This is a genomic window from Candidatus Obscuribacterales bacterium (assembly GCA_019744775.1).
Classification (GTDB): domain Bacteria; phylum Cyanobacteriota; class Vampirovibrionia; order Obscuribacterales; family Obscuribacteraceae; genus SBAT01.
Genome location: JAIETZ010000003.1, coordinates 43,618 through 68,957, shown reverse-complemented (window position 1 = coordinate 68,957; position 25,340 = coordinate 43,618). Strand labels below are relative to the sequence as shown.

The following is a 25,340-nucleotide window of genomic DNA, read 5'->3' as shown; positions in this document are numbered from 1 at the left end:
AACTAGCCAAGTGGATTGCAAATAGTAGCAAATCCGGGGCATTCCCGCCAGGGAATTTGACCTCCACTACATAGATTTGCTACAACTAGTTTTAGTGAAACGAATATCATCATCCGGAGTCTCCATGAACTCACGTTTTGCCCAAATCTTGCCCCTAGTGCTCGCCCTGGCTTTCGTCAGCGGACAAGTTAACGCCCAGCCACCCAAGACGGCAGCCGTTCAAGAGACTTACCATGTATTGCCGCCTGAACAATTCTTCGGCGCTGCACAAATGGGATACATGGCCGCCAAGCTGGCTCCGGAAACAATTTCCAAATTATTCTGTTACTGCGGATGCGATATAACCGACGGTCACGGTCGCTTACTCGATTGCTTCGAAGGCTATCACGGAGTTGATTGCCACATTTGCGTTGAAGAGGCAATGCAAGCATTAACGATGAAGCGCGAAGGAAAATCAATTGCTGAGATTCAGCAAAAAGTTGATCAAATGTTTTCCGACAAATATCCATTCCAAACAGAAACAGACAAACTCAAAAAATACAAAGCATCTCGCTTGTACAAAGCTGATACCGCTGCAGAAGCAAAAGTAACTGCCGATCGCGAAAAAGATCCGATGCGTCGCCCACTCATCATGAACAAAAAGCCCGAACCCGGCGAACCAGGCGGCTGCTGCGCTAATCACGACGATAAGAATAAGACCAAGAAGAAGTAATTACCGAATTAATCACTTGACTGTGAACTTTTTCGCCTCTTTTCCGTATTAGAGGTAGGAATCACACTCACACTTGACAAAATGTTCTCATTTTGAGAATATTGGATTGAAGGTACCTTTATGGAGATCTTCGGAGCGGAAACGCTAACTGAATTTGCAACTAGTCATACACATGCAGAAGCTCCACTCAAACGATGGTTGTCTTTTGCGGAAAAAGCAAAGTGGGCTAACTTCGCCGAGCTCAAAGAAACATTCCGTTCCGCAGACTATTATCGCGGAGCAGTAATTTTCGATATTGGTGGCAACAAGTTTAGACTCATCGCAGACATTGCCTACGAAAAACAAGCCGTATACATATACAAAGTTCTAACTCATCAGGAATATGCTGAAAACAAATGGAAAAAGCGATATGAAAACACTTAAGTCTAGTGCGACAAGCGAGTATATAAGACTAATCAAACAGTTTCCTCTAGCACCTATAAAAAATACAAAGCACTTAAAAGAAGCCTACAAAGTAATCGAACACCTGTTCGATCGAAGACGTGCAGGAAATCTCACACAAGAGGAAGAAGAATACTTCGATGTGCTCACTAGCCTTGTTATTAGCTATGAAAAAATACACTATCCGATCAAAAAGCTCAGTCCTTTGGAAACACTCAGGGACCTAATGGAAATCAACAACTTAAAACAAGCCGATCTCGCACATCTATTTTCTTCAAAATCGAATCTATCTGAAATACTGAGTGGTCACAGACGAATAAGCAAAGCACAGGCGCGACGGCTTTCAGATTATTTCAAAATGTCGATAGATGCTTTTATAGACTGAAACATTCGCCTCAATCAATTGCTTGACTTAACCTTTCGCTTCAATTCGGCATAAGTTTGCAAAAAGTCCGAGAACTCTGAATATGGACTTGTCTGTCTCGATTTAGGCATTGTAGCTTCAGCTTCCTTAAAGTACGGAATTGCCTCAGATAATCTACCCAAGCCGTATAGACTTAAACCAATTCCTTCGGCGCATATGTGTCTTTCGACTTCTCCTAATTGGTTGTTCGGCGCAGTGGAATAAAGTTGCAAAAACAATGGATAGGCTTGCTGAAAACGATCTCTGTACACCATTGTTTTAGCTACTCTCAGCCGACCTATCCTAGGCCACGAATTGACGATAGCCGGGTTATGCGCCATTTCTAAAATGTTATTTGAATCTGAATCATAAAAATCGTTTTCTTCAAAATACTTTTCCATATAAGGACTGGCACTAGCGATTTTCCCTTTCCTATAGAAACACTCTGCTAAATTAAGATTGCCATACCGCTTGATTCCGCGATTATGCTCATTCAGTGGAACCAAGCTCAATCTTGTGAAATATTTCTCTGCCTCCTCATAATTACCATTTCTTTTGAATGCCAGTCCAGCAGTCCACAGTACTGATTCGGGCTGCTTCCCAATTTGCTTTCGTAAATCTGCCGCTTTCGTAAAGTATTCAATAGCTTTACTCCTGTTAAGAGGGACTTGCAGTTCCCCAATCTGTTCTAGGCAACAAGCCCTCGCCCAGTCCTTTTCTTTTCCAAGACCTTCCAAAACAGTCAATTGTTTGGCTCTATATTCAAGAGCATTTTCTCTATCACAGTAGGAGAGTGTATCGTAAATTTTTTCTCTGTCTGCAGGCTTCGTACACTTCTCCAGAGCTATTTTGCCTATTGTCCTTACCTCTGCAATTTTGCTTGGTTCTCTATAAGCAAGCCTATTAGTCACCCACATCATGGACATGCATTGATTTACATAATTTGGCGAATCTGGTCCACTATTCTTAAAGCCTGCCTTGGTTTTCGCATATTCATAATTTTGCATAATGTGCCAGTCGGCCATATTTCCAAAATAATCGTTGATTTCCTCATATGGCGGAAGGACAAACCATATGAAATTGAATACCAGACCTAACAAAAATGTCACTGCACATAAAGCTATAAATCGACGCTTGCCAGTAGTAGGAGGAAATTTCCACTTATTCACCGCACTTATGGCAGCCACAACAGCGACAGCCCATATTAGCGCTAGAACTTGAAAAACGAAACTTACGCTCGACATTCCCAGTGAAGCACCACGAGCCGCAACCCATATAAATGGTTCCACTCCAAACAGCACACACAATAACCCAGTAAAAGTCAGAACCTGATAGCAAACAAATGAGACTATGACAAACTCCAGTGAGTTTGCTTTGACTAACCTTAGTCTAAGCAAACTCACCAAAATAATCGCCAAAGGAAAACACAATACTGGAAGGAACCTCATATTCTGATTCACATTCCAAGGATCCCACTCAATCGAGTTCTGCCATGGCAGGAATGGAATACATGCCAATACGGCAGTCGCAATTGCGCCAGTCAATAAATACCAAAAAGCTCTTTCTTGCCGACTCACTTACTCAATGATGACACAAGTTTATCCAACCGGGCGCTGTGCGATGCCTTAATTAATACAGCCGAGTCCTTACCTAGACGCTTCTTCAATAACACTTCTGCTTCTAATTGATCTGCGCATGGGACAACTTCAAAAGATGCGCCTTGCGCGCCTTCGGCTATGTGGCGAGCGACTTTGCCTATAGTAACTAGTGCTTTGAGATCTTTGTTTTTAAGCCACTTGCCCAGTTGTTGGTGAAGGTCATTGCATGTGTCGCCAAGTTCTGCAAGTTCACCTAATACTACATATTTACTTTCTTGAGAATAAGCTTGCTTGTTGAGGAAGGCATTCACCGCCACCATAACGGAGTCAGGATTCGCGTTGTATGTTTCGTCGATAATTAGTGATCCGGCAAAGCCAATGAGACGATTTCCACGACCGGCAACAGGCATGTACTCGCCCAAGCCTTTTACAATTTGCTCGGCGGATAGTCCACAAACTGAGCCGGCAAGTACTGCACACCAGGCGTCTTGCAAGTGCGATTGTCCATGTGCGCGAACAGCAAATTGAACATTCGCCAGCGTTGCCTCGTCAACTTCGAATAAAGTACCTTCTTCATCAACGGCAACTTCTTTTACCGACTCACTCCGGCAAACAATTGTCTTGCCTCTAAAGACTTGCTTAGCGCGCGCAAGCAGTCCAGCGTCATCATGTCCCAAAATAGCAACACACGTCGACGGATCAAGATTTTCCAAAAGCTCACACTTAGCGCGAATGATATTTTCCAGAGTCTGCAAACGACCCAAGTGAGCGGAGCCGACATTGACGATGATGCCGACATCCGGTTCAGACGTCCGTGCCAAAAGATCAATTTCGCCAAGTCCGCGCATAGCTAATTCCAATACCAACACTTGCGTTTCCGCTGGCATGGAAAGAATGGTCTTCGCCAGACCTATCTCGTTATTCTCGTTTGCTTGTGATTTGTGAGTTAGTAAGTTGGTTCCAAAAACCGCAGCGACCATTTCCTTGGTTGTGGTCTTACCAGACGAGCCGGTAATCGCCACGACTTTCGGATTGACGCGCCTTCGCCATTCGTTGGCCAGTGCGTGGTAGGCGAGCAACGTGTCATCGACTGCGATGAGGGGAAATTGCTCGTTGCCGATTGAGTAATGCTGTCGATTGGCGACGATGGCGCCCGTTGCGCCTGCCGAGTACGCGTCGCCTAGAAAGTCGTGACCGTCGAAGCGTTCGCCGGAAAGAGCGAGATACCACTGTCCGCCGCCTAAGTTGCGCGTATCCGTAGAAATGCCGGCTAGCTTGTCGGGGTCTGGAGAGAGCCCTTGAGCCAACCGGCCTTTCGTGATTTCTAGAATTTCGTCAATGCCGAATTTGGCGGTCAATTCTGCGGAGCTCCTGCCGGCTCTTTTGAAGTTTGACTTTGAGCAAACTTGCCGACTTCACCTAGTGGGTTTTTCTCGGCTTCTTTTTTACGCTCGGTCATTACCCGATCAAAAAGGCGAGAAGCGTAGCTGGTCTTACTGGATACCTGGGCGTTATCGCTAGACATTGGAAAATCCCCCGTTGCACGCCAAGCTCATACGTAGATCACCAGGCAAAATGTTATATGACTTGTTTCATGTTGGCAACCAGAAACTTAACACTCTTAAGCGTATTTAAGGTGGTTTCTTTATGCGAAAATGGCAGAGATACGGATGAAAGCGCATATGCCTCACTCAAATCAAACGACTCGCGTTGAAGACTTGCTGTCCAAACACCTGGACGGTCGTAAATGCTGGCAAGCTCGCAGGCATTTGCTGGACACCAAAGACTTGACCAATGCCGAAATTGATTGTGCTATGGCATTGGCTGCCGAGTTCAAGAAATTCCGCAGCCAGCACTTGCCACCGATGGATGTGCTTGCTGGAAAGACTATCGCCAATGTCTTTTACGAGAATTCCACCCGCACGCGTTCGAGCTTTGAGTTGGCGGCGAAGTCGCTCGGCGCAACCGTGCTCAACTTCGACGTGGGCAGCTCGTCTGTCTCCAAGGGTGAAACCATTTTGGATACAGCACACACACTTGCCTCAATGGACATTGACTGCATTGTGCAAAGACATAGTTCATCCGGATCGTGTCATCAGCTCGCGCAACAGTTAGGCGACCAACTGCATTTTGTGAACGCCGGCGACGGCTGGAATGGACATCCGACACAGGGATTACTCGATGCTTTCACTATGCTTGAAGTTTTGGGTTCACTCAAAGGAGCTAAAGTTGCCATCGTCGGCGACATCACACATAGCCGCGTTGCCCGTTCCAACATTTGGCTTTTACAAAAATTCGGTGCCGAAGTGCACATTGCCGGACCAGCGACTTTAATACCAGCCGGACTGGATAAGTTGGGCGTGAAAGTTCACTATGAACTTGAACCGGCAATTAAGAATGCTGACTTCATTATGGCTCTGCGCCTGCAATTGGAAAGACAGAAGCAGGGCTTGCTGGCAAGCATCGGTGAGTATAAAAAGCTCTATCGTATTGACCACAAATGCTTATCTCTCGCCAAACCAAAAGTAAAAGTCATGCATCCAGGGCCGCTCAATCGCGGCATTGAAATCACAAGCGACCTGGCTGATGATCCGAATTTGTCTTTGATTGAAACTCAAGTGAAAAATGGTGTTGCCATTCGCATGGCCGTCTTTTACTTACTGCTAAATGGGAACTAGCCACATGCAACAAAGTCTTTTCATCAAGTCGGTTCTGGTAATTGATCCCGTCAACAAAAAGCAAGAAGTGATGGATGTCCGCATCAAGGATGGCTTGATAGCTGGATACGGCACCAACTTGAAAGTCGAGGATGGCGACTGCCAAATCGATGGCAAAAATCTTTGGTTGACACCTGGCTTCGTTGATATTCATACGCACTTACGCGATCTTGGACAGTCGGACAAAGAAGATATTCACACAGGGACAAAATCTGCTGCTGCCGGTGGCTACACTAAAGTTTTGGCAATGGCCAATACTGATCCACCAATTGACAGCGCGCCTATTTTGACTTTGTTGCTGAAGAAAATCGAAGAGCAAGCTTGCGTGAAAGTTTATCCCGTTGCCACCGTTACTAAAGGTATGGCGGGTGAAGAATTAACGCCAATGGTTGATTTGGCACGCATGGGTGTACAAGCGTTTTCCGATGACGGCATGCCCGTCAGTAATTTGGGTGTTTTACGTCGCGCATTTGAGCACGCCAAATTAGCCGGCCGTACAATAATTAGTCATGCAGAAGATCACGATTTGACAGCAGGCGGCTGTATGCACGAAGGGCCGCAAGCTACTGCGTTGGGTTTACCTGGAATTCCTTATGCCTCGGAAGCCGCTTGTGTCGCTCGCGAGATTGAAGTTGTTAGACAGACAGGTGGCACGTTACACTTCGGACATATTTCCACTGCGATATCCGTTGACTTGATTGCTCAAGCGAAAAAGCAAGGACTGAAAGTAACAGCCGACACGACACCGCATCACTTAACTCTGTCGGCCGACGACATCAAAGAATACGATACTTCTTTCAAGATGAACCCGCCTTTGCGCACGGAAGCTGATCAAACGGCACTAGTTGAAGCACTAGTAAATGGAACGCTTGATGCAATTGCAACAGATCACGCTCCGCATACAAAGCTGGAGAAGTCATTGCCATTTGATAAAGCTCCATTCGGTGTCATTGGTTTAGAAACAGCGCTGCCTTTGACTCTCGAGAAATTAGTCAAGACAAATAAGTTGACGCCGCTACAATTTATTTCTTTGTTTACCGACAAACCATCAACGATCATCGGGATATCACCGTACATGATCAAACCAGGCGAGCAAGCAGACTTCACGCTTATCGATCCGGAATTGTCCTGGCAGTATGACAGCGGTAAAGGCATGTCGAAAAGCAGCAATTCTCCATTCCACTTACGCAACATGACCGGCAAAGTCTTGCTCACGGTTGCGCAAGGTAAAGTTGCTTATCAGGACGAGTTGAATCTTTCTCCACGCATTTCCGGCAAACTACAAACTGCCACTAAATAACATGCAGCGTTTTCTCAAGCAAAATGTTTTTGTTCTGCTTGGTCCCATCTTGGCAGTTGCAATTTCTGCTTTCCCGTTGCAGTTGCATATGTCGCTCTCACGTTATCAGCATTATGGTCTGGCAATTTTTGCCTGGGGATTTTGCTACATCTGGCAATTCATTTGGTATTACCGAGTCACGCAATTTTGGACGCGTTTGTCTTTTCTGCTGACGGGTTTGTATCTTGCGTCCGCCGGATTTCTTTTTTATCTAAACCCTTGGCTTGATGTTTCGGCAGATCTCATTACTTCACAAATGCGAACTGTGCGGCTCATTCTCGGTTTCACATATTTAGCTATGACGCCGCCGATATTTTTTGTGTGGTTCATGTCGTATTTGGAAGAGCGCAAGCACTAGATCGCGTCGTACAATGTTGGTAGAGGGAGACCCGACCTGTGAACCGAATCGTACTTCTTGTTGGCATCCCCGGCTCCGGGAAAACAACCCTAGCCCAGAAGCTTGTTGGGCGTGGTTATGAGTGCTTAAACGCCGACTCCATCCGCAAAGAGTTGTATGGTGATGAAGCCGAGCAGGGCGATCCGCAGAAAGTTTTCACAATATTCTTTAAACGCCTCGATGAAGCATTAACGCGTAATGTCGATGTGGTTATTGACAATACAAATTTGAATTTCAAACACCGCAGACCAATTTTGGAGCGAGCCGCCAAAGCCGGCTACAAAGACGTTCAACTTTGGCTTTTGGATGTACCGCTGGATGTCTGCCTTGAACGCAACAAAGCTCGCAACAGAACTGTCTCGGAAGATATTGTTGCCAACATGTTTATTGAGTTAAGTCGTTCCGGTCGTCCGAAAAGAGACGAAGGCAAGTTGGTAATTATTCGACCGGGCAAAGACGAAAATGACTTTCGCATCTTCCATCCGCAAGACTACTAACCGTGGAAGATAAATCGCTGAATTTAATTACGCCTGTTCCCGATAGCCAGTTGCTTAGCTGGCTGTCCGAGTTTTATGGCAAGCCGGTGACAATTGCGAAGCGTCAGTTGCTACGTCATCGTGACTTGTCGCTTGTTGAACGATTGGAAATTGCCGACAGTTTGCCGTCGACGCTTATCTACAAACTTGTCTTGCCACCGTGGGACATCGAGCAGGAATTGCACGAGCGCATTCTTATTCCGTCAATTACTAACTCGTCGCAACTGTACATGACCGCGCACGTCGGTGATTTAACGGCGATGTTTCTGGAGGATCTCGGCGAGGAGACTCTCATCGGCAAGGGTGGCACAACTGAGCTTGCCGAACGCATCGGGTCTGATCTGGCGAAGATACATCGTGCGTACAGCTATCGCATTGATGAGTTGATGGGATTCAATATCTTGCCGACGTTGTTTCCTTTGGACTATGTTTCCTTTGTCAGTCGCTTAGCTCAGCAGCTGCGTCAATGGAAGCTGATCGAGCCTGAGCAGGAAAAGATATTTCAAGAAATGTCTTTTGTATTATCCGACAAGTTAAAAGGTGAGCCGATTTCGCTGGTGCATGGTGACTTGTATGCGGAGAATTTGATCATCCGCCACAACAAGCTATTCATCATCGACTGGTCGTGGTTCACATTCCTCGGCGTGCCGACGATGGATCTTGCCACATTGACTATGCCGCATGTAAAAAACGGGACATTCGTCGAATTTGCCGATGTCGTCTTAGACTCGTACAGCCAAGAATCCGGCCGCGCCCGCGCCGACATCGACGACGCACTACCAGCGTGTCACGCGCTTTCACGAATCTTGTTCCTCTTCTGGTTGAAGAAGCGCAGAACCATGGGCATCGTCGGCACAACAGTCGGACATGTCGACGAGCTCATCCCGAAGGTCGTGGATGAGATTTTGGGGATGCGCCTCTGATTTTGTCATTTCGACCAAGCGTCGCGCTGTAAGCGACGCGCGTAAAGAAATCTTCCAATAGCTGACCGAAGTCTTACGATAGGAACTACAGTTCGTCGCGGCAGATTTCTCCACTCCGGCGCGCTTCCGCGCGCCTTCGGTCGAAATGACAAAGTAAAAAGGGCCAGAATGACAAAACGCAGCTTCGTTCCTAAAACTGCCAGTAAGGGGCGGCCTTGGTTAGCACTTCCGCGCCGTTGGCTGTTACCACGACGTCGTCTTCGATACGTACGCCGCCAAATCCTTCGATGTAGATTCCCGGTTCGTCTGTAATAACAGTACCGACTTCAAACGGATCTTTCTCGTAGTTGTACGGATCGTGCACTAACAATCCCAGACTATGTCCAAGTCCGTGAATGAAATACTCGCCGTATCCAAGGTCCGCTATATAATCCCGCGCAACCTTATCGTAGTCACGCCACATCATACCGACGGTCAACTCTTTAAGGGCAGCCTTGTTAGCCTCAAGAACGATCTTGTAAATCTCCACCATCTTCGGATGGGGCTTCTTGCCTGGGACAAACGCCGTGCGCGTAATATCCGAACAATATCCACCTGGGAATAATCCACCGAAGTCCATAATCACCGGCTCACCAGCCTTCAACTTGCGATCACCTGTCGCATGGTGCGGTACGGCGGAGTTTGGACCGCTGGCGATGATACTCGGGAAGCTGTTGTTAATTGCGCCGTGTTGACGCAGGCGCATGTCTATTTCGAATCCCAATTCGTTTTCCGTCATGCCAGGCTTAATAAGTGGTACCACTTCTTTGTAGACTTTGCTTGTAATGCGGCAAGCTTTGCGCAATTGGGCGATTTCGTCTTCGTCTTTGAATTGGCGCATGCGTTCGATCATGTGGACAGTCGGCACCAGCTTCGCTTTGATGTCCTTGTCCCACACCTTGCCCACATGCACGGAGATTGTTCCTGCCTCAAAGCCGACCTTGCTTGATTTCGACAAGCCCGCCAGTGACAGGGCTTCATTGATATGGTCAGACACTTTGTTGCCGCGCTGCACTTTGACAAGTTTGAAATCAGGGGCTTCTTCTTTGGCTCTGGCGAAGTAGCGCGCATCGGTAATGATGTACGCCTTCTTGCGCGTGACGAGCAGGACAGCGGTTGTTCCGCTGAAGCCGCTCAAGTAAAGGACGTTGTGATTGTCGCCCTCGAAGGTGCGAACTAAAAGTCCATCTAGTTTTTCTTTGCTGAGAACTTGCTGCAGCTTTTTCAATCTTGCGTTCATGGTTTCTCTTCGTATCTTAGGAGTTTGTTTATTATACGCGCGCAATTCTTAGTTAACACCACATGACAAACACGTTAGCGCAACTAGCGCATAAGAAATACGCAGGAAAAGACTCATCACGCTTGGGATCTACAGCCTAATTTTGTTAGGTTAAATCAGTAGATTTTATTCGCAACAAATAGTCAAAACAAAACCAGAGAAGCCTTTTCAAAAACAGTGATTACACAAACGAGCCGCAGGTTGCGGAGCGAGGAGTTTTACCATGAACAATACTTCGCATATATACCTGCCAGGACGCAGGAAAATACTTATCACTGCTCCGCACGCCGAGGAGCACAAACGCGACGGACAACCAAAATTCGCCGAGCCTAAGACGGGACTCATCGCGCGTTACTTGTCGCAGAAATTCAACTGTCACGCACTTATTACAAACGGCGTACAAGAGCATGACCCGAATTACGACATCACCTGTCCGTTGACGCTCGGCGATTGTCCGTTTAAGGACGCGCTGAGCACGGTAATCGAAGCAAGCGATATTCACCTTGTGATTGACTTGCACCAACTGCATCCATCGCGCCCGTTTGACTTTGTCATCGGGACAAACGATGGGAAGTCTGTTGCCGGTCACGAATTCCTCGTAGAAACCCTGCGAGGACGCTTGCTTCAACTCGCCGATCGTGTGCTGGTAAATCCGTCTTTCGGATACTCAGCACGCCACGCGGCAACGATTACACGCTACGTCGCCGAAGGACACGAAATTCCGGCAGTGCAGTTGGAAATCAACTCGCAGTTGACGGACGAGTGGGAAAAAGTGGCACGCGTACTGGCGCGATTCATCATCGACGTCGCGCCTATGAACAGGAGAGGACGACTATAGACCTAGTCATTCAAATTTGAAAAGGGCGCATTGCATGCGCCCTTTTCAAAGAATCTCACGCCAAAAAATTTTGAGCCCACCCACTACTTCCCATAGTAGTCTACAAAAACGGGCGCATGCAATGCGCCCCTACATTTCAGGAGACCTGCGTTCGTTGTGTTTTACCCACGCCCCGCAAGACGCAGCATGTCCATGTACGACTTTGTTTCCATCTCCGCGTCCGCGCCGAGTAGACGTGTTGCGTGCGCCAGAATTTGGTCGCGCACGTCGGATAAGTTGCGGTCTGATGCAACAAGTACTTCGATTTCGGTGTAGTAGCCCGAGTATTCCCCTAAGCCTTCCGCGAAGTCGATGGATACGACGGCGTCAAATTCACCAAGTCGTCCATCGTAAAGAATCCGTTTCTTCGTAAATGTAAGCAACTTCCCGCCAGCTAAAGACTCGCCAAGCCTGATAAAACTATCGCGCGTCAAAGGCGCAATTACATCTTCTTGCTCCTCACGCTCTTTGCTGCCGTCGGCAAATATCTTCCAACGTTTCGCTGTAAGCACGATGCGTTGTTCGACGCTACCATCCGGCTTCACAGTGTCTTCTTCACGCACGCGCAACATATCTGACGGATTTTCGGTCGGAAGAAAAGTGTCCTTCATGACGGTTTCACCATTGGCCTGAAAACCAAAGGACAAAAGCTTTTCCGGCAACGCCGACGCCTGAGCGTTGGTAATTCGAAACTTGCGTTCGACCTCAAGCAGTGGTTGTTTTGTCGCTTCCGGCATATCCCTGTCTCCTGGAAATAAGTATATCGTTGTCAACAAAATTATGTCCTTACTGTGAACAAACTTGTTTTTGCGCTAAACTCAAGAGGTCGTTGTCGCAGGAGGCGTTTATGCTGAAGTCTGAAGCTGAACAAATGGTCCAAAGAGCCGTTGAAGAAACAGGCGCCACATTCACCCCGGAACAAACCGAGGCACTGGCAATTGCAATATTGAAAATCGCCGGTCGCTTGATGGAAGAGGCACTTGCCACATTCAAGCCGGGCGTCCCAGGAAGCAAACCGAATTTCTACAGTTAACAACAATGCAACCTATTTCCACATCATTCATATCATTTCTTGCCGAAGCCAAACAAAAGCAATCTGACATTGTCAATTTGCGCAGGCACATTCACCAACACCCAGAGCTGAGCTTTCAAGAAAAAGAAACAGCAAAGCTCGCAGCCGAAAAATTGAAATCATTCGGCTATGACGTTAAAACGGGTGTCGGCAAGATGGGTGTCGTAGCTAATATCGGCTCCGGCTACACAGTTGCTGTGCGTGCGGACATGGACGGCTTGCCGATACAAGAAACGAATGCCCATCCATATCAGTCAAAAAATGCCAATGTCATGCACGCCTGCGGGCATGACGCACACGTATCGTGTGTTCTCACCACAGCTGAATTACTCGCCAAAGCAAAACTCGACGGTTGCGTGCGCATCCTCATGCAACCTGCTGAAGAATTTTCCGACAGCGAAGGAAAATCAGGCGCGACGCGCATGATCGAAGATGGCGCCATGAAAGGCGTGTCTGCTGTAATTGGTCTGCACATGGACTCGTCACTTGAAGCAGGCAAAGTCGGCATACTAACAGGGCCGACAATGGCAGCAGCTGATGTGTTCAAAATAACAATCACCGGCAAAGGTGGACACGGTGCTTATCCTGAAACAACAATCGATTCGGTTTACTTATCGTCTCTAGTTATTCAGGCAATACAACAAATAGTCTCGCGCAAAGTCTCAGCACTAGACCCAGCCATCGTCACAGTTGGCTCCGTGAAAAGCTCATCTGTCAGAGGCAATGTTATTTCCGATTATGTTGAGTTGCTCGGCACTCTGCGCAGCTTCAACAAAACAACACGCGCCAAACTAATGGAAGAATTGGAAAAAGCCTGTTCGCTTGCTCGCAACTTCGGCGGCGATTACAAACTCGAATGGGAATTAGGCTATCCGGCCACAGTCAACAACGCTGAGGTTGCCGCCGTCATGCGCAAAGCGGCCATCGACCTCATCGGCGCTGAAAACGTCCTCGACATTCCACCTAAGACTTGGGCTGAGGACTTCTCACTGCTCGCAGAAGAAGCGCCCGGCGCATTTATGTTTCTCGGTGGAGAAATAAAAGGCGACAGACGCCAACACCATAGCCCAACTTTTGACATTGACGAATCAGGACTCTACATCGGCTCAGCAATTCTTGCCGAAACAACAGCGCGCCTGCTCGCCACCAAGGAGATCAAATGAGTCCAACTGATACCATTGCCGCTCAAATCGAGACCTGGTTTAACGAATCAAAACTTCCCGACAATGCCCTCAAAACAATTGAGGAAGTAATTGCCGCACTTGATGCAGGACGCTTGACCATCGTGGACAAAGTCGACGGCAAATGGCAAGTCAACGCCTGGGTGAAAAAAGCCATTCTTCTCTACTTCCGTCTAAGACCGATTGAGAAAATCGAAGACGGAAAATTCCAAGACAAAATCGCCTTGAAACACAACTGGGCAGACAACAACCGCGTCGTGCCTTATGCATCAGCAAGATACGGCTCGTACGTCGCGCCAGGCGTAATCATCATGGCACCAAGCTTCATCAACATCGGCGGCTACGTCGACAGCGGCTCGATGGTGGACTCGCTCGTGCTCGTCGGCTCATGCGCACGCATCGGAAAAAACGTCCACTTAGGCGCAGGCACAATCATCGGCGGCGTTCTTGAGCCACCTAATGGACAACCGGTAATCATCGAAGACAACGCATTCATCGGCGGCAGCTGCGGGATTTATGAAGGCTGTTTAGTCGAAGAGAATGCCGTCATTGCTGCAGGGACGATCATTACAGCCGGCACACCAATTATTGATGTTGAAACAGGCGAAGAATTTTATGGTCGTGTTCCGAAGAATGCTGTTGTTGTTCCTGGTGGACGTAAGAAAACAGTCAACAAAACCGAAATCGTTTTGCAAACACCAATGATTATCAAGAGACGCGATCCGTCAGTTAGCGCAAAGGTTGCATTGGAAGAATCTCTTCGTTAATTCACCCTTTGTCAGGTCCGAGGCGTAGGGGCGCATTGCATGCGCCCTGTTGCTAAGAGTTATCGCGAGCTGGCCGAATCACAAATACTCAGGCTGGTCCGCTGTTTCAGCGCCTGACTAACTATGTCTATTGATATTGCATTGCTTATTGAAAGTTCTTTTCGCTAAGGTGCCTTATAAGTTCAAATTCCATTTCACATTGAAATAGATATCTAAAGCACAAAGCACGCAGCACCTAGGAATCCGAAACATTCACTGACAAAACAAGTCAGTGGGTTTTTTGCCGACTCTCGAAAACGACTCACAAATATCAATTGCCTACGGCAAGGCAGGTCCATCATGAGCCCTCATAAATCTTTCCTCGCCATCTTGATGGCGCTATTTCTGTTCGTCCTGCCAAATTCCTGCTTCGCGGAATATGGTGGCTCCGCTCTTGAATTGCAAGACGCTTCGGCGGTCATCAACCAAGACAACCCGCTTAACCGGAAGACTTATGAGGACATGTACCAGCAAACATGGCAAACCCTGCAGAACAAATATTTCTTCAGGGAAAACATGGGCGACTGGTCACGTTGGCAGCACAAGTATGACGGTAAGCTTACATCGCTTTCAGAAACCGAATCTGCCATCAAGGAGATGGTTGGCTCATTGAAAGACCCGTATTCTTTCTTCCTCGACGGAAAAGATACAAGCGACAAAGCAGCTGACAGCAAAAAGACTGGCATTGTCGCTTCCGAGATGCTTACCGATGAAATCGGTTACATCGAAATCGACAACTTCAATTCACGAAATACCGCCAAAGAAGTCTACGCCGCCTTGCAGAAACTGCACAGCGCCAAAGCGTTGGTTCTCGACTTGCGCGACAACCGCGGCGGTTACATTGACGAAGCCCTTCACGCAACGTCTTTCTTTCTGGAAGAAGGCGCGTTTGTCACGATGGCAACGCAAGAATCCAATACTGAACGCAAACTCGTGCCCTTGAAGATCGGCAAAGAATTCTACTCATCAGTGGATTCAGGCCGACTCACTGAGCGCCACGAACCGGCAATTGCGAAGCACCTGCCAATTGTCATTCTCGTAGATGACGACACGGCATCTGCATCTGAAATGCTTGCCGGCTGCCTGCAAGAACACAAACGCGCCGCGCTTATTGGTCAGCAGACGTTTGGAAAAGGTGTTGCGCAGGAGTTCAAAAATCTCTCCTTCGACACATCACTTCGCTACACATTTGCGGATTGGACTTTGCCCGTCTCCGGCAAGTGCCTTCACAAAGCAGGACTAACTCCAGACGTCGTGTTGCAGCCCAAAGAAAGCGCAAAGGAAGCAGCGGTCAAATACCTGAGGAGCAAATATGCATTCAAAAAATTCAACTAACCAGAGTTGGTCAATTGCTCCTGCCTGGCGCATTGACCGACCATTTCTCGCTACACAACTGAGCGAAAATAAGCGGTGCCACACTGCAATTATAGGCGGCGGCATAACTGGACTTGCTGCCGCTTTTCGCTTGGCGCTCGCAGGCAAAAGTGTTGTCGTCCTCGACACATCACAACTTGGCGAAGGCAGCACCGGCTGGTGCGCGGGAATTCTTTCCAAAGATACAACTGTCGAGTTGAGCATTCTCGAAGCAGCATTCGGCTGCGATAATGCAAAACTCATTGCCAATCAACTGGTTGATTTATTGAAAATGCACCAGCAATCGCTCGGCAAAGATTGTGACTGGCAAAGCGGTAATTCACTTTGCCTTGGCGCAAAGCCACGTCACAGAAAGAGCTTTGTTGAAGAAGTTGAGACTCTCAACGAATTCGATTCATCCGCGCAGTTTCTTGAAAAGCAGCAGATCCCAAGCCAACTTACAGGCTTTAGTTCTGCGTTTCAAATGGGAAACGAACATGCTGTACATCCGGTGAAACTGCTATTCGCGCTTGCCGGACAAGTAAAGTCAAATGGTGGAGAAGTCTTCGAAAACTCACCCGTTGTGTCATGGGAATTTAACGGCAAAAACTTTGTTGTGCGCTGCGGCGCGCATGAGGTCGTCTCTGACAATCTAATCTGCAGTCAGGGCATGAAAACTTCCGGCTCAAAAGAACTCGAACGTTTTCGCCGCCTACTCATTCCGGCTAACGGTCACATCTTTGTGACCAAGCCGGTTGAAAATACAAACTTGTCCCAGGGGTGCATTAACTTCTGGGACTCACTGCAGCTCTATCACTACGGGCGTTATCTGCCCGACAATCGCATTCTTGTCGGTGGCATGGACGCTCCGGGATTCATCCCTAACACGGCGCTTGCACCCGACGACAGTCAAATTCGCAAATTATATGCATGGGCGCATGAGCATCACGCAATTGCTTTACCCCCCATTGAACATGCTTGGCGCGCGAGTCTCACGGTTCCGTTTGACGGAATGCCCGTGTTGGCATCCAGGCAACTTGCAAACAACAACACTCTGATAACAGCAGTAACTGACGGCATTCCCTCAGCATTGATGCTCGGGCAAGCCGTATTGGAGTTGATTGATCAACAAGAATCGGAACTTCATTCGCTCTTCAGCCACAAACGGCGCTTGTCGTTGGCAGGTCAAGTTTTGAGCAGAGTACCGACTCATAGTTTTGCAAGCAAGTTTGTTCATAACGCAGCATTTGCGGCCCTGGCTCTATGGGATGCGCTTCCGTAATCCGCCTTTCCAACCCGAGGTATCCCATATGCTACACAGAGCAAGAATTCACGTAGCTACCAATCGTCTAATGGTGGCAGGGGCGCAGCCTGACCCTCTCAAGCGTTATCCAAATTCGGCACGAAATGATTTCTTCTTGCGCGAACCGGCAAAAGATCTCACACACTTCTTCCACTTTGATGGCACAGTGTCTACAGGCAGACAACTGACCGAAATGGAATTGCACTTCTGCAAATATCCTTGGTTCGCCAAGCACATCCTGGGACTACAAGCCCCCGGCGTTTGGCAGCCAACAATGCTTTCAGGCAGCGCCAACTATGTGGCAAGCCTATCCACGTACATGCATGAAAATGGCTTGGACATGGTGGCAAACTTCATCCACGGCTTTGACACTTCCTCGTTAAATGGTTTCATGCACGCGCTCGCACTTTCCGAAGGTGTGCACGAACTCGGCGTTGCTGTCTCCGAAATGAGCTGGCCGTCACACGGCAAGCCGCTGTTTACAGCCTATGTGTCGGACATGTCCAACAATGCCGCTTCTGTGCCCGCATCGGATGCGCAATTGGATCTCGACATTGCAGCTGCCGGTGGCGCTGACAAAGTGATGGTAGTGACTCACAGCCTTGGCGCGCCCATGTTGCTGCAGAAGTTGCTCAATCGCTACAACAGATCGCTCGGCAAGCCTGAAAAACTTCACTCGATCTGGCTGGTTTCTCCAGACCTTGATACGCATGAATTTCTCAATTGCTATGTCGACGCACTGCGCGCCAGTGCTCATCACGTGTTTGTCCTTGTGTCCGAACGGGACTTGCCCCTACGCCTCTCGGAACTCTTCCGCGAATTCGGCGTAGACAACAATCACCCACGACTTGGACAAGCCAAGAATCCACCTATCATTCCCGGCATCACATTCGTTGATGACACGGAGAACGATCATGGAATTCTCGGCCACATGTTGAGAATGCGCACCATCGCGCTCATTCTCCGCGAGTTGATGGGCAAGCCGTCGAAGAACAAGTTGGGTGTGCATCCCGGCTTCATTCACAACCGGTCGATCTGCGAAGAAGTACGTGGCGGCGAGTCACCCCACTACATCGTGAAGCGCCCGCATTTGTGGTAACGTTTCTTCGTCGTGCGTGACGAAACGCATACGTAACCTTATGTGTAGGGGCGCATTGCATGCGCCCTTATGTTTTTTCTAAGTTCTACTATTTATTATAGTATCACTCTTAACACCTCTGAAAACCCATTATCACCCAGGTCAAGTACTCCATTTGGTGGTATAAGAACAACAAGGATTTCCCCAGCATGTAACTGATAATGCAAGAGCCAGAAAAACGTTACTTCAACTTGCCGGAAGAATACACCGATGGGGACAAGGCAAAGGTCACCATTGTGCCTGTTCCATTTGATCGTGCGCCGGATCAAGACAACAACAGCGCCGCTGGTCCGCAAGCGATTCTCGATGCCAGCCAAGATTTAGAACTTTTCGATGAAGAACTCTGGGTCGAGCCGGGCAAAATTGGAATCGAGACTTTAGCTCCTGTTAGCCTTGAAGCACCAACCGAAGAAACAAAAAAACCTTTTGAACCATTGACCGAAACCGTCTCCGGATTGATCAAGAAAAACAAATTCCCAATCATCTTAGGTGGCGAACACTCTGTAAGTTTGGCTTCAGTAGCCGCTTGTATCAAACAGCACAAAGACTTATCCATATTGCAGATTGATGCCCGTCCGGATTTGACCGTTCCGAAAAACGGCACTCCATTCAAGTTGGATTCCGTGGGCTACAACCTCTACAAAATGCTTCCGACTCCAAACATGACGCAAGTCGGCATCAGAAATTTGAACGCCGATGAAGCCGAATGGATGGAAAAGAAAGAGCCGGACATCAATATATTCTGGGCTCGCCATCAAGATAAATGGAATATCAACGAAATTCTTGGCTCACTGTCGGATAATGTTTACCTAACCATAGACGTGGGCGCCTTGGACTCAGCCTTAATGCCGGCGACCAAGTATCCCGAACCAGGCGGCATGAGTTGGTACACACTGATGGAAATCATCAAGCATTTGTGTGTTCGCAAAAATGTTGTTGCGGCAGACATTGTGGAATTTGTCCCACTGGAAGGACTGCGCGCTCCAAGCATTCTTGTTGCCAAACTGATTTACAAGCTAATTGGTTATCGCTTTGCTTTGGATTTGGGCGTAACCAAGAAGTATTTGTAATGACGCTTTAGGTACAACGTCGCACCATCAGCGAGAAAATCGCGGTGCATGCGCATCGGGTCATTGAAAAAGTATTCGGATGCAAGTTCATCTGTGATGTGCGAAGTTAGAAGCTTCAAGCAATCTTCTTCCCCCTTGGCGTTTTCACAGAAGATAACGCGCTTGCCTTCTTCCTTTTCTTTAAGCAAGAAGAGGAAGTATTGCATGTATCTGTCATCAATACGAGCCATGTGCGAATCGGCAACAACCACATGTAGACGATTCCACTCGTCAGCCGACATTTGATTTCTCCACCTCATCACTTGCGCATCAAGATTGTGCAACTCAAATGACTCCGCATCGTCGGCATTAGCCAGCACCGCCGGCGCCATTGAACGACAAAAGGCCTTGAGTTCAGCGGTGCTTACTTTCTTCTTCGCAAGGACACTGTCTATAAATGCGATTCCTTTGTGCAGAATCATTCGTTGTCTATCAATAGTGCTGGCGGGTAATTCGTATGTGCTTATTTCCGGCTCAGCCTTTACCATCGCCTTTTTTAGATCTACGAGGCTTGCAATTGTGTGTTCGTCTAATTCTTTGTCTGTGCGTCTGTTCAGTACTGCAAAAACACCCAACATCGCATGGTCTGTGGTTTTTACCAAATCAAATTCCGGCGTGATGAAGGTAACTTCTTCCTTCTTGCCACCTCTGTGCAAGATGGCTTTTCCATCCATGATGAATATAAACGGCTCGGAATGTGCCAGCCATTCTTTCTTAGTAGCCGCGAACACTTTGATAAATTCGTTATCGAGATCAACCAGCGCCTTCGTCTTCGGCGCAGCGGTAGTCGCAACCTTCGCATGCAAGTCACCCGCCCACGTCTCTGCAATCATAGAGACACTCAAGACAGCCAGGATTCCCGATAGCAACAAGCTCTTCGTCTTCATACCAATTCCCCACCACTCCCGGCGCACAAGTCAAATAAACGCGTCTACTTTACCATAGCGAGCAATGCAGGACGTGTATACTTACCTCCATGTCATCCAACTCGCTCGACACCGACAAAAAGTGGATCCTCGAATCCCTCGCCGAGGCGAAACTCGCGGGTATCGACGTGCCCATCGGCGCCGTGATTGTGCACGAAGGCCGCATCATCTCCCGCGGTCACAACGAACGCGAAACGGCACAAGACCCCACCGCCCACGCCGAAATAATAGCGATACGCGAAGCTGCAAAACTACTCGGCACATGGCGTCTTAAAGGATGCACCGTCTACACAACGTTAGAACCATGCCCAATGTGCGCCGAAGCACTGATTCAAGCACGCGTCGACCGCGTCGTATTCGGCGCTTACGATCCCGCCTCCGGCGCATGCGGCACAGTCTTCAACTTATTCGTCGAAGGGCGCATCTATCCCATTCCGCAACTTACCTGCGGCGTACTCGAAGATGAGTGCAAACAAATCATTGTCGATTTCTTCCGCCTAAAGCCAAAAGCAATTAGACAATAGATATCAAGAGAATTTTGCGTGGCGTCTCGATGCTAATATTGGTCCATGCCTAAAGTCCAAGTGCTACCAGATCACGTAGCAAGCCAGATCGCTGCTGGTGAAGTAGTCGAACGTCCGTCTTCCGTCGTCAAAGAATTGGTGGAAAACGCAATCGATGCCGGCTCTACCATGATCGAAATCGCCATTTCATCCGGCTGCCGCGACATCCGCGTCGCAGACGACGGCAGTGGCATGTCACCGGAAGATGCGGTACTGGCATTTCACAGGCACGCAACATCAAAGCTAAAATCCGCAGATGATCTTTGGTCATTGAAAACAATGGGTTTCCGTGGCGAAGCGCTTCCAAGCATCGCCTCAGTCTCACGCATGATTTGCACAACACGCACAGCAGACGTTGAAGTCGGCACAAAAGTCGAAGCGTCTGAAGGTCAAGTCAAAGCTGTAGAAACAGGCTGCGCAAAAGGCTCAGTCATCGAAGTATTTGATCTTTTCTACAACGTACCGGCAAGACTGAAATTCTTGCGCAAACCAGCAACAGAATTCGCGCATATATTTGACACTGTTCAAGCATTGGCTATTGCCTACAACAATGTCGCATTCAGCTTGATTAACGACGGCGAAGTAGTAATGCGAACAGCCGGTTCGGGTCAACTGCAACAAGCACTAGTCGAAAGCAAATTCTTCGCCGGACAAGAAGAACTTATAAAAGTCGATGCTACAAACAGCTTAAATGGAACTAGCGTTAAGGGCTTTATCGCCAGACCAAAACATTTTCGCGGAGATCGCAAAGGCATCATCTCCATCGTCAACAACAGACCAGTTCGCTGCCCATTGACACTCAAAGCATTAGACAATGCCTACAATGATTTGATTCCGCGCGGAAGATATCCGTTAGCCGCGATATTTGTCACGATTGATCCAGCCGAGATGGACATCAACGTCCACCCGACAAAGAAAGAAATCAAATACACCAAAGCCAACGATATCTATCTGTCGATCTACCGCGCCATCAAAGAATCAATCAGCAGCATCTTCCAGGGATCTGAAAGACCAAGTTACGCTGCATTCAATGCGCCCAACCAAGACATTGCCGCTGCGCTCACAATAGCAGAGCCAGTCGCGACGTTTGACTACTCGGCACCGCAACAATTGAACCTTTCCGACAGGTTGGCGTATGTTCCGCCCGCAGCCAGATCCACCGCAACTGTCGCACACAGCGCAGGCACGGCAACCGCGCCAAGAACAGAGCCCCCTGCCACCTTGCCACCAGACTGGCGTTTACTCGGCTATTTGCAAAATACTTACTTCCTTCTTGAAACAAACGAAGGACTGGAGATAGTCGAACAACACATCGCCCACGAGCGTGTTTTGTACGAGCGCCTTCTCGCTGCGCAGAAGACCAACGACACTAGAACTGATAATATTCAGAAGCTGGCGTTACCATTACCGCTAGATCTAAGCAGAGAACAATTTGCGTGGATTTGCGAAAACGCCGAACTACTTGAGTCACTAGGCTTCACCTTCGAAGTAAAAGGCAACTCCGCCGCCTGCACTCAACTACCGGCGACTCTCCCACAAACAAACCGCCGCGAAACAATTCAAGCCGTCATCGAAAGCTTGAGAGTCGACGGCACACTCACCGACGGCAACTTGGACCCACGCCTTGAAGCCACCAAATCAATTGCCTGCCAGAGCGCGATCAAAAACGGCATGCAACTAAATCAATCCGACATCATCGACTTGCTCTCCGCTTGGGACAAAACCCCAAGAAACGACACCTGCCCCCACGGCCGCCCCATCCGCTTGAAATTGTCCATGGAAAAACTCTTCCAACTCTTCCATCCGTAACCAAAGAAAAACGGGCGACGTCACCACCGCCCGTTTTCAATTGCCAAATGTCTGGACCGTACTTTACCTACGCACGCTTAGCGAACGTAGTTGGGCACTCCAGCAACGCCAGCCGACATGGAAAGCGGTTGATCAAGCGAGAAGGTTACGCGCGATCCGCTCGGTACCTTCACGTCTTTGCCTTTTCTCCACAGGTTGCTTGCCAGACCAACGCCTGCACCCGTTGCAACACCGGTCACAGCACCAGCTGCAACGGTACCAGCAACGATTGGCGCAAACATAACGCCGAGCAATGTTCCACCCGCGGTCCAGGCAGCGGTTCTAATTGCACCCGAAGCAAGATTTTCCTTGACGGTTCTGCCATGCAAGTTGCCTTGCTTGTCTTCCTTAATGGAAGTTGGTGCTGCTTGAGTAGCTGCCACCACTGCGGACAATGGCAAACGTGTGCCGTCCGGAGTGACTGCCGCTGTCAAACGCAAGTTCATCGAACCATTGACACCAAGCATGCCGCTCTTATCTGCAGCGGCGATTTGCCCTTCAAGAACAGTGTTGACCGGAAGAACCAAGTCATTACCAAAGTAAACTGGTGCATAAAGCTTGGCGTTGAATATATCGCCCGGCTTAGCGACCGCACTATCGATCGGGCTGGTGAGCACCGCATCTAGTGTCGTGCCGGCAGGTACATAGGTTACGCGACCCTGTAATTGCTGACCATTGTATGTTTGTGCAACAGCAGGCAGAACCATCCCCACGGATATTACTGCTGCGATCGCTGTGTTTAGAAGTGACCTTCTCATAGAACGCTCCTTAGCTAGCTTAGTTGCTTTTAAACTAAGCGAAAGGATAACACACTTTTTATCTTGTAGCCGATATTTTTTTATCGAAACTAACCACTTCCAAAATCCAAAACATATAGTGCTATTACTGTTGTATATACATCAGACAACCTGCCATCAAATACGCCACCACACCAAAATGCACCATGCATGATCGTTACGGCGCTTTTGTCCTGCATCCAACCGTGCGCACTGCTGCATTGCCCTGGTCCTACCTGCCCTCGTAGGGGCGCATTGCATGCGCCCGCTCCTACACCTGCTAAAGTTTCAATATGAACAACGAAGTCAAAGACCTCTACCTTACATATAGAAACAAGAAGGTGATCGTCCACAACACTTTGGAGATCGTCACCGACTTCGTTCTCGATCTCATCAACGTCTTTGGCGACAACCTAACCACCGACAATCCGTTAAAGGATGGTTGGACAACATTCGCACCATTCGAATACATCCTCTCGCTCAACCAATTGCTGGCCAAGCTCAAAGACAAGGGCTACTACAAATTGGATGATGTAGAAAAAGAGCTGTTAGCCGATCACAGCTTACTTCTCGGCGGTCTCATCCGCTCCGCGTTGACCACGCACCCAGATAGTTTTCCTGACGAAGAACACTTCCAGATACCGGATTCAGTGGCATACGATTTGAAACAACTAGCCGGAACCTAAGTCCTGTTCACTACAAATTGTGAACTTGATCCTGGTTGTCATTAGGTTCTTGTGTTGGGCATGAGCTGCCAGTGGTAACATGTACAGCTCCCTTTTCTTCTCAAGGCGCGTGCCTTGTGGTGACTTCATGACAATTACAACAACAACTCTCGACCGCGCATCCGCCCTGGCACCAAAGCTGGTGGATATCCGCCGCACCATACACGCAAATCCCGAATTAAGCTTCAAAGAAACAGAAACATCGAAGCTAATCGAATCGACATTAAAGGAATTCGGTTACAAGACAACCGTCGTCGCCGGCACCGGTGTCATCGCCGAAATAGGCTCGGGCAAAACAGTCGTCCTTCGCGCCGACATCGACGCACTTCCAATACAAGAGAAAAACGACAAACCATATTGCTCGCGCAAGGCAAACGTTATGCACGCATGCGGACATGACGTTCACACCACATGCTTGTTGGGCGCAGCAAAACTGATCACCGACAATCCACCGAAAAACGGCCGAATCAGATTTATGTTTCAACCCGGCGAAGAAACAATCAACGAAGACGGCAAAGCCGGAGCAACACTAATGATGGAAGCCGGTGCCATCAAAGACGCCGAAGCCATCTTCGCCTTACACTGCGATCCACGCCTGCAAGCCGGCAAAATAAGCGTCCGCGACGGCGCATTCCTCGCCGCATGCGACACCTTCAACATCACCATTTCCGGCCGCGCCACGCATGGTGCCTATCCCGAATACGGAATCGATGCCATTGTTCTCGCAAGTCAAGTTGTGCAGGCCGCGCAAGCAATTATTTCCCGCCGCAAATCCGCCCTCGAACCAGCCGTTCTAACAATCGGCGGCATCCGCAGCAAAACATATCGTCCCAACATCGTAGCCGACGCCGTAGAAATCACAGGCACCATCCGCTACTTCGGCAAGCACATGCAAGATTTGCTCTTGTCCGAAATCAAAAACGCGTGCTCCATCGCCGAAACCTTGGGCGGCTCCTACAAAATCGACATCCACCACAACACCGTCACCCTGATGAACGATCCTTCTTTGACAAATCTCGTCCGCAACGTCGCCCACGACGTCCTCGGCCAAGATTCTGTCGTCGAAGCAAACAAGGAAATGGGCTCCGAAGACTTCAGCTTCCTCTCCCAAGCATTACCCGCCTGTTACTTCTTACTCGGCGTGAAAGTAGACGAAGTCCTCCGCCAAATACACACCCCACTCTTCGACGCCAACGAAAACGCCATCCCAATCGGCTCCGCCATGCTGGCTGAATCTGCAATGCGTTATCTGTCTAAGTAAACCCAAAAGTAACGAAAC

At 48.6% G+C, this 25,340-nt stretch carries 27 protein-coding genes; 20 read left to right on the top strand and 7 right to left on the bottom strand.

All coding sequences use genetic code 11. From position 1 onward, the window contains the following. The first annotated feature begins 124 nt into the window (after window positions 1-124). The 3 genes from K2Y22_06995 to K2Y22_06985 all read left to right on the top strand — a co-directional run bounded on the left by K2Y22_06995 (window position 125) and on the right by K2Y22_06985 (window position 1,538). Entirely contained in the window at window positions 125-712 is a 588-nt protein-coding gene (locus K2Y22_06995) for a PCYCGC domain-containing protein (protein ID MBX9878192.1), read from the top strand. Between the two features lie 120 nt (window positions 713-832). Next, entirely contained in the window at window positions 833-1,135 is a 303-nt protein-coding gene (locus K2Y22_06990; protein ID MBX9878191.1) for a type II toxin-antitoxin system HigB family toxin, read from the top strand. Continuing rightward, window positions 1,122-1,538, top strand: coding sequence for a hypothetical protein (locus tag K2Y22_06985; GenBank protein MBX9878190.1), 417 nt, complete (start codon window positions 1,122-1,124; stop codon window positions 1,536-1,538). Before K2Y22_06990 ends, K2Y22_06985 begins: the two co-directional genes overlap by 14 nt. A gap of 14 nt (window positions 1,539-1,552) precedes the next feature. Here K2Y22_06985 and K2Y22_06980 read toward each other — a convergent pair whose 3' ends face one another. From K2Y22_06980 to K2Y22_06970, 3 genes are read right to left on the bottom strand one after another with little or no spacing between them, the layout of a single operon-like run. After that, window positions 1,553-3,133, bottom strand: coding sequence for a hypothetical protein (locus K2Y22_06980; GenBank protein ID MBX9878189.1), 1,581 nt, complete (start codon window positions 3,131-3,133; stop codon window positions 1,553-1,555). Next, window positions 3,130-4,512, bottom strand: a complete 1,383-nt coding sequence (locus tag K2Y22_06975; protein ID MBX9878188.1) for a UDP-N-acetylmuramoyl-tripeptide--D-alanyl-D-alanine ligase — start codon at window positions 4,510-4,512, stop codon at window positions 3,130-3,132. Before K2Y22_06975 ends, K2Y22_06980 begins: the two co-directional genes overlap by 4 nt. Beyond that, window positions 4,509-4,679, bottom strand: a complete 171-nt coding sequence (locus K2Y22_06970) for a hypothetical protein (protein ID MBX9878187.1) — start codon at window positions 4,677-4,679, stop codon at window positions 4,509-4,511. Before K2Y22_06970 ends, K2Y22_06975 begins: the two co-directional genes overlap by 4 nt. A gap of 157 nt (window positions 4,680-4,836) precedes the next feature. Between K2Y22_06970 and K2Y22_06965 the strand changes: the two genes are divergently transcribed. The 5 genes from K2Y22_06965 to K2Y22_06945 all read left to right on the top strand — a co-directional run bounded on the left by K2Y22_06965 (window position 4,837) and on the right by K2Y22_06945 (window position 9,066). Beyond that, window positions 4,837-5,832 carry an aspartate carbamoyltransferase catalytic subunit gene (locus K2Y22_06965; GenBank protein ID MBX9878186.1) on the top strand — a complete coding sequence of 332 codons (996 nt, stop codon included), beginning with the start codon at window positions 4,837-4,839 and terminating at the stop codon, window positions 5,830-5,832. 4 nt (window positions 5,833-5,836) lie between these two features. Then, window positions 5,837-7,171, top strand: coding sequence for a dihydroorotase (locus K2Y22_06960; GenBank protein MBX9878185.1), 1,335 nt, complete (start codon window positions 5,837-5,839; stop codon window positions 7,169-7,171). Window positions 7,172-7,259: 88 nt separating this feature from the next. Then, window positions 7,260-7,568, top strand: a complete 309-nt coding sequence (locus K2Y22_06955) for a hypothetical protein (protein MBX9878184.1) — start codon at window positions 7,260-7,262, stop codon at window positions 7,566-7,568. A 38-nt stretch (window positions 7,569-7,606) separates the two neighbouring features. After that, complete coding sequence (locus K2Y22_06950) at window positions 7,607-8,104, top strand: ATP-binding protein (GenBank protein ID MBX9878183.1); 498 nt, start codon at window positions 7,607-7,609, stop codon at window positions 8,102-8,104. Between the two features lie 2 nt (window positions 8,105-8,106). After that, on the top strand, window positions 8,107-9,066 hold the full coding sequence (locus tag K2Y22_06945) for an aminoglycoside phosphotransferase family protein (GenBank protein MBX9878182.1): 960 nt from the start codon (window positions 8,107-8,109) through the stop codon (window positions 9,064-9,066). Window positions 9,067-9,256: 190 nt separating this feature from the next. On the opposite strand, the gene K2Y22_06940 is transcribed toward K2Y22_06945, so the two are convergent. Then, window positions 9,257-10,345 (bottom strand): Xaa-Pro peptidase family protein, encoded by a 1,089-nt coding sequence (locus K2Y22_06940; protein ID MBX9878181.1) that lies wholly within the window; start codon window positions 10,343-10,345, stop codon window positions 9,257-9,259. 262 nt (window positions 10,346-10,607) lie between these two features. Between K2Y22_06940 and K2Y22_06935 the strand changes: the two genes are divergently transcribed. Then, window positions 10,608-11,222 (top strand): N-formylglutamate amidohydrolase, encoded by a 615-nt coding sequence (locus tag K2Y22_06935; GenBank protein MBX9878180.1) that lies wholly within the window; start codon window positions 10,608-10,610, stop codon window positions 11,220-11,222. Window positions 11,223-11,383: 161 nt separating this feature from the next. On the opposite strand, the gene K2Y22_06930 is transcribed toward K2Y22_06935, so the two are convergent. Next, window positions 11,384-11,998: a CYTH domain-containing protein gene (locus tag K2Y22_06930; GenBank protein ID MBX9878179.1), complete on the bottom strand. Its 615-nt coding sequence runs from the start codon at window positions 11,996-11,998 to the stop codon at window positions 11,384-11,386. 110 nt (window positions 11,999-12,108) lie between these two features. On the opposite strand from K2Y22_06930, the gene K2Y22_06925 reads away from it, so the two are divergent. The 7 genes from K2Y22_06925 to K2Y22_06895 all read left to right on the top strand — a co-directional run bounded on the left by K2Y22_06925 (window position 12,109) and on the right by K2Y22_06895 (window position 19,184). Beyond that, a complete protein-coding gene (locus K2Y22_06925; GenBank protein ID MBX9878178.1) occupies window positions 12,109-12,294 on the top strand; it encodes a hypothetical protein in 186 nt (61 codons plus the stop codon). A 5-nt stretch (window positions 12,295-12,299) separates the two neighbouring features. After that, a complete protein-coding gene (locus tag K2Y22_06920; protein ID MBX9878177.1) occupies window positions 12,300-13,496 on the top strand; it encodes an amidohydrolase in 1,197 nt (398 codons plus the stop codon). Then, window positions 13,493-14,281 (top strand): 2,3,4,5-tetrahydropyridine-2,6-dicarboxylate N-succinyltransferase, encoded by a 789-nt coding sequence (locus K2Y22_06915; protein MBX9878176.1) that lies wholly within the window; start codon window positions 13,493-13,495, stop codon window positions 14,279-14,281. The genes K2Y22_06920 and K2Y22_06915 overlap by 4 nt, the downstream gene beginning before the upstream one ends. Window positions 14,282-14,620: 339 nt before the next feature. Further along, window positions 14,621-15,655, top strand: a complete 1,035-nt coding sequence (locus K2Y22_06910; protein MBX9878175.1) for a S41 family peptidase — start codon at window positions 14,621-14,623, stop codon at window positions 15,653-15,655. Then, window positions 15,633-16,955 carry an FAD-binding oxidoreductase gene (locus tag K2Y22_06905; protein MBX9878174.1) on the top strand — a complete coding sequence of 441 codons (1,323 nt, stop codon included), beginning with the start codon at window positions 15,633-15,635 and terminating at the stop codon, window positions 16,953-16,955. The genes K2Y22_06910 and K2Y22_06905 overlap by 23 nt, the downstream gene beginning before the upstream one ends. Before the next feature lie 28 nt (window positions 16,956-16,983). Then, complete coding sequence (locus K2Y22_06900) at window positions 16,984-18,075, top strand: alpha/beta hydrolase (GenBank protein MBX9878173.1); 1,092 nt, start codon at window positions 16,984-16,986, stop codon at window positions 18,073-18,075. Window positions 18,076-18,275: 200 nt separating this feature from the next. Next, entirely contained in the window at window positions 18,276-19,184 is a 909-nt protein-coding gene (locus K2Y22_06895) for an arginase family protein (GenBank protein MBX9878172.1), read from the top strand. Here K2Y22_06895 and K2Y22_06890 read toward each other — a convergent pair. Beyond that, window positions 19,139-20,110 carry a hypothetical protein gene (locus tag K2Y22_06890; GenBank protein ID MBX9878171.1) on the bottom strand — a complete coding sequence of 324 codons (972 nt, stop codon included), beginning with the start codon at window positions 20,108-20,110 and terminating at the stop codon, window positions 19,139-19,141. The two genes, K2Y22_06895 and K2Y22_06890, sit on opposite strands and share 46 nt — an antisense overlap. An 89-nt stretch (window positions 20,111-20,199) precedes the next feature. On the opposite strand from K2Y22_06890, the gene K2Y22_06885 reads away from it, so the two are divergent. Beyond that, window positions 20,200-20,673 (top strand): nucleoside deaminase, encoded by a 474-nt coding sequence (locus tag K2Y22_06885; GenBank protein ID MBX9878170.1) that lies wholly within the window; start codon window positions 20,200-20,202, stop codon window positions 20,671-20,673. A 45-nt stretch (window positions 20,674-20,718) separates the two neighbouring features. Further along, window positions 20,719-22,521 (top strand): DNA mismatch repair endonuclease MutL, encoded by a 1,803-nt coding sequence (mutL, locus tag K2Y22_06880; protein MBX9878169.1) that lies wholly within the window; start codon window positions 20,719-20,721, stop codon window positions 22,519-22,521. A 77-nt stretch (window positions 22,522-22,598) separates the two neighbouring features. On the opposite strand, the gene K2Y22_06875 is transcribed toward mutL, so the two are convergent. Then, window positions 22,599-23,318 carry a TrbI/VirB10 family protein gene (locus tag K2Y22_06875; GenBank protein MBX9878168.1) on the bottom strand — a complete coding sequence of 240 codons (720 nt, stop codon included), beginning with the start codon at window positions 23,316-23,318 and terminating at the stop codon, window positions 22,599-22,601. Window positions 23,319-23,629: 311 nt separating this feature from the next. Between K2Y22_06875 and K2Y22_06870 the strand changes: the two genes are divergently transcribed. Together K2Y22_06870 and K2Y22_06865 are read left to right on the top strand one after the other, a co-directional pair. Beyond that, on the top strand, window positions 23,630-24,022 hold the full coding sequence (locus tag K2Y22_06870) for a hypothetical protein (GenBank protein ID MBX9878167.1): 393 nt from the start codon (window positions 23,630-23,632) through the stop codon (window positions 24,020-24,022). A 127-nt stretch (window positions 24,023-24,149) separates the two neighbouring features. Beyond that, a complete protein-coding gene (locus K2Y22_06865; GenBank protein MBX9878166.1) occupies window positions 24,150-25,322 on the top strand; it encodes an amidohydrolase in 1,173 nt (390 codons plus the stop codon). Window positions 25,323-25,340 lie beyond the last annotated feature (18 nt).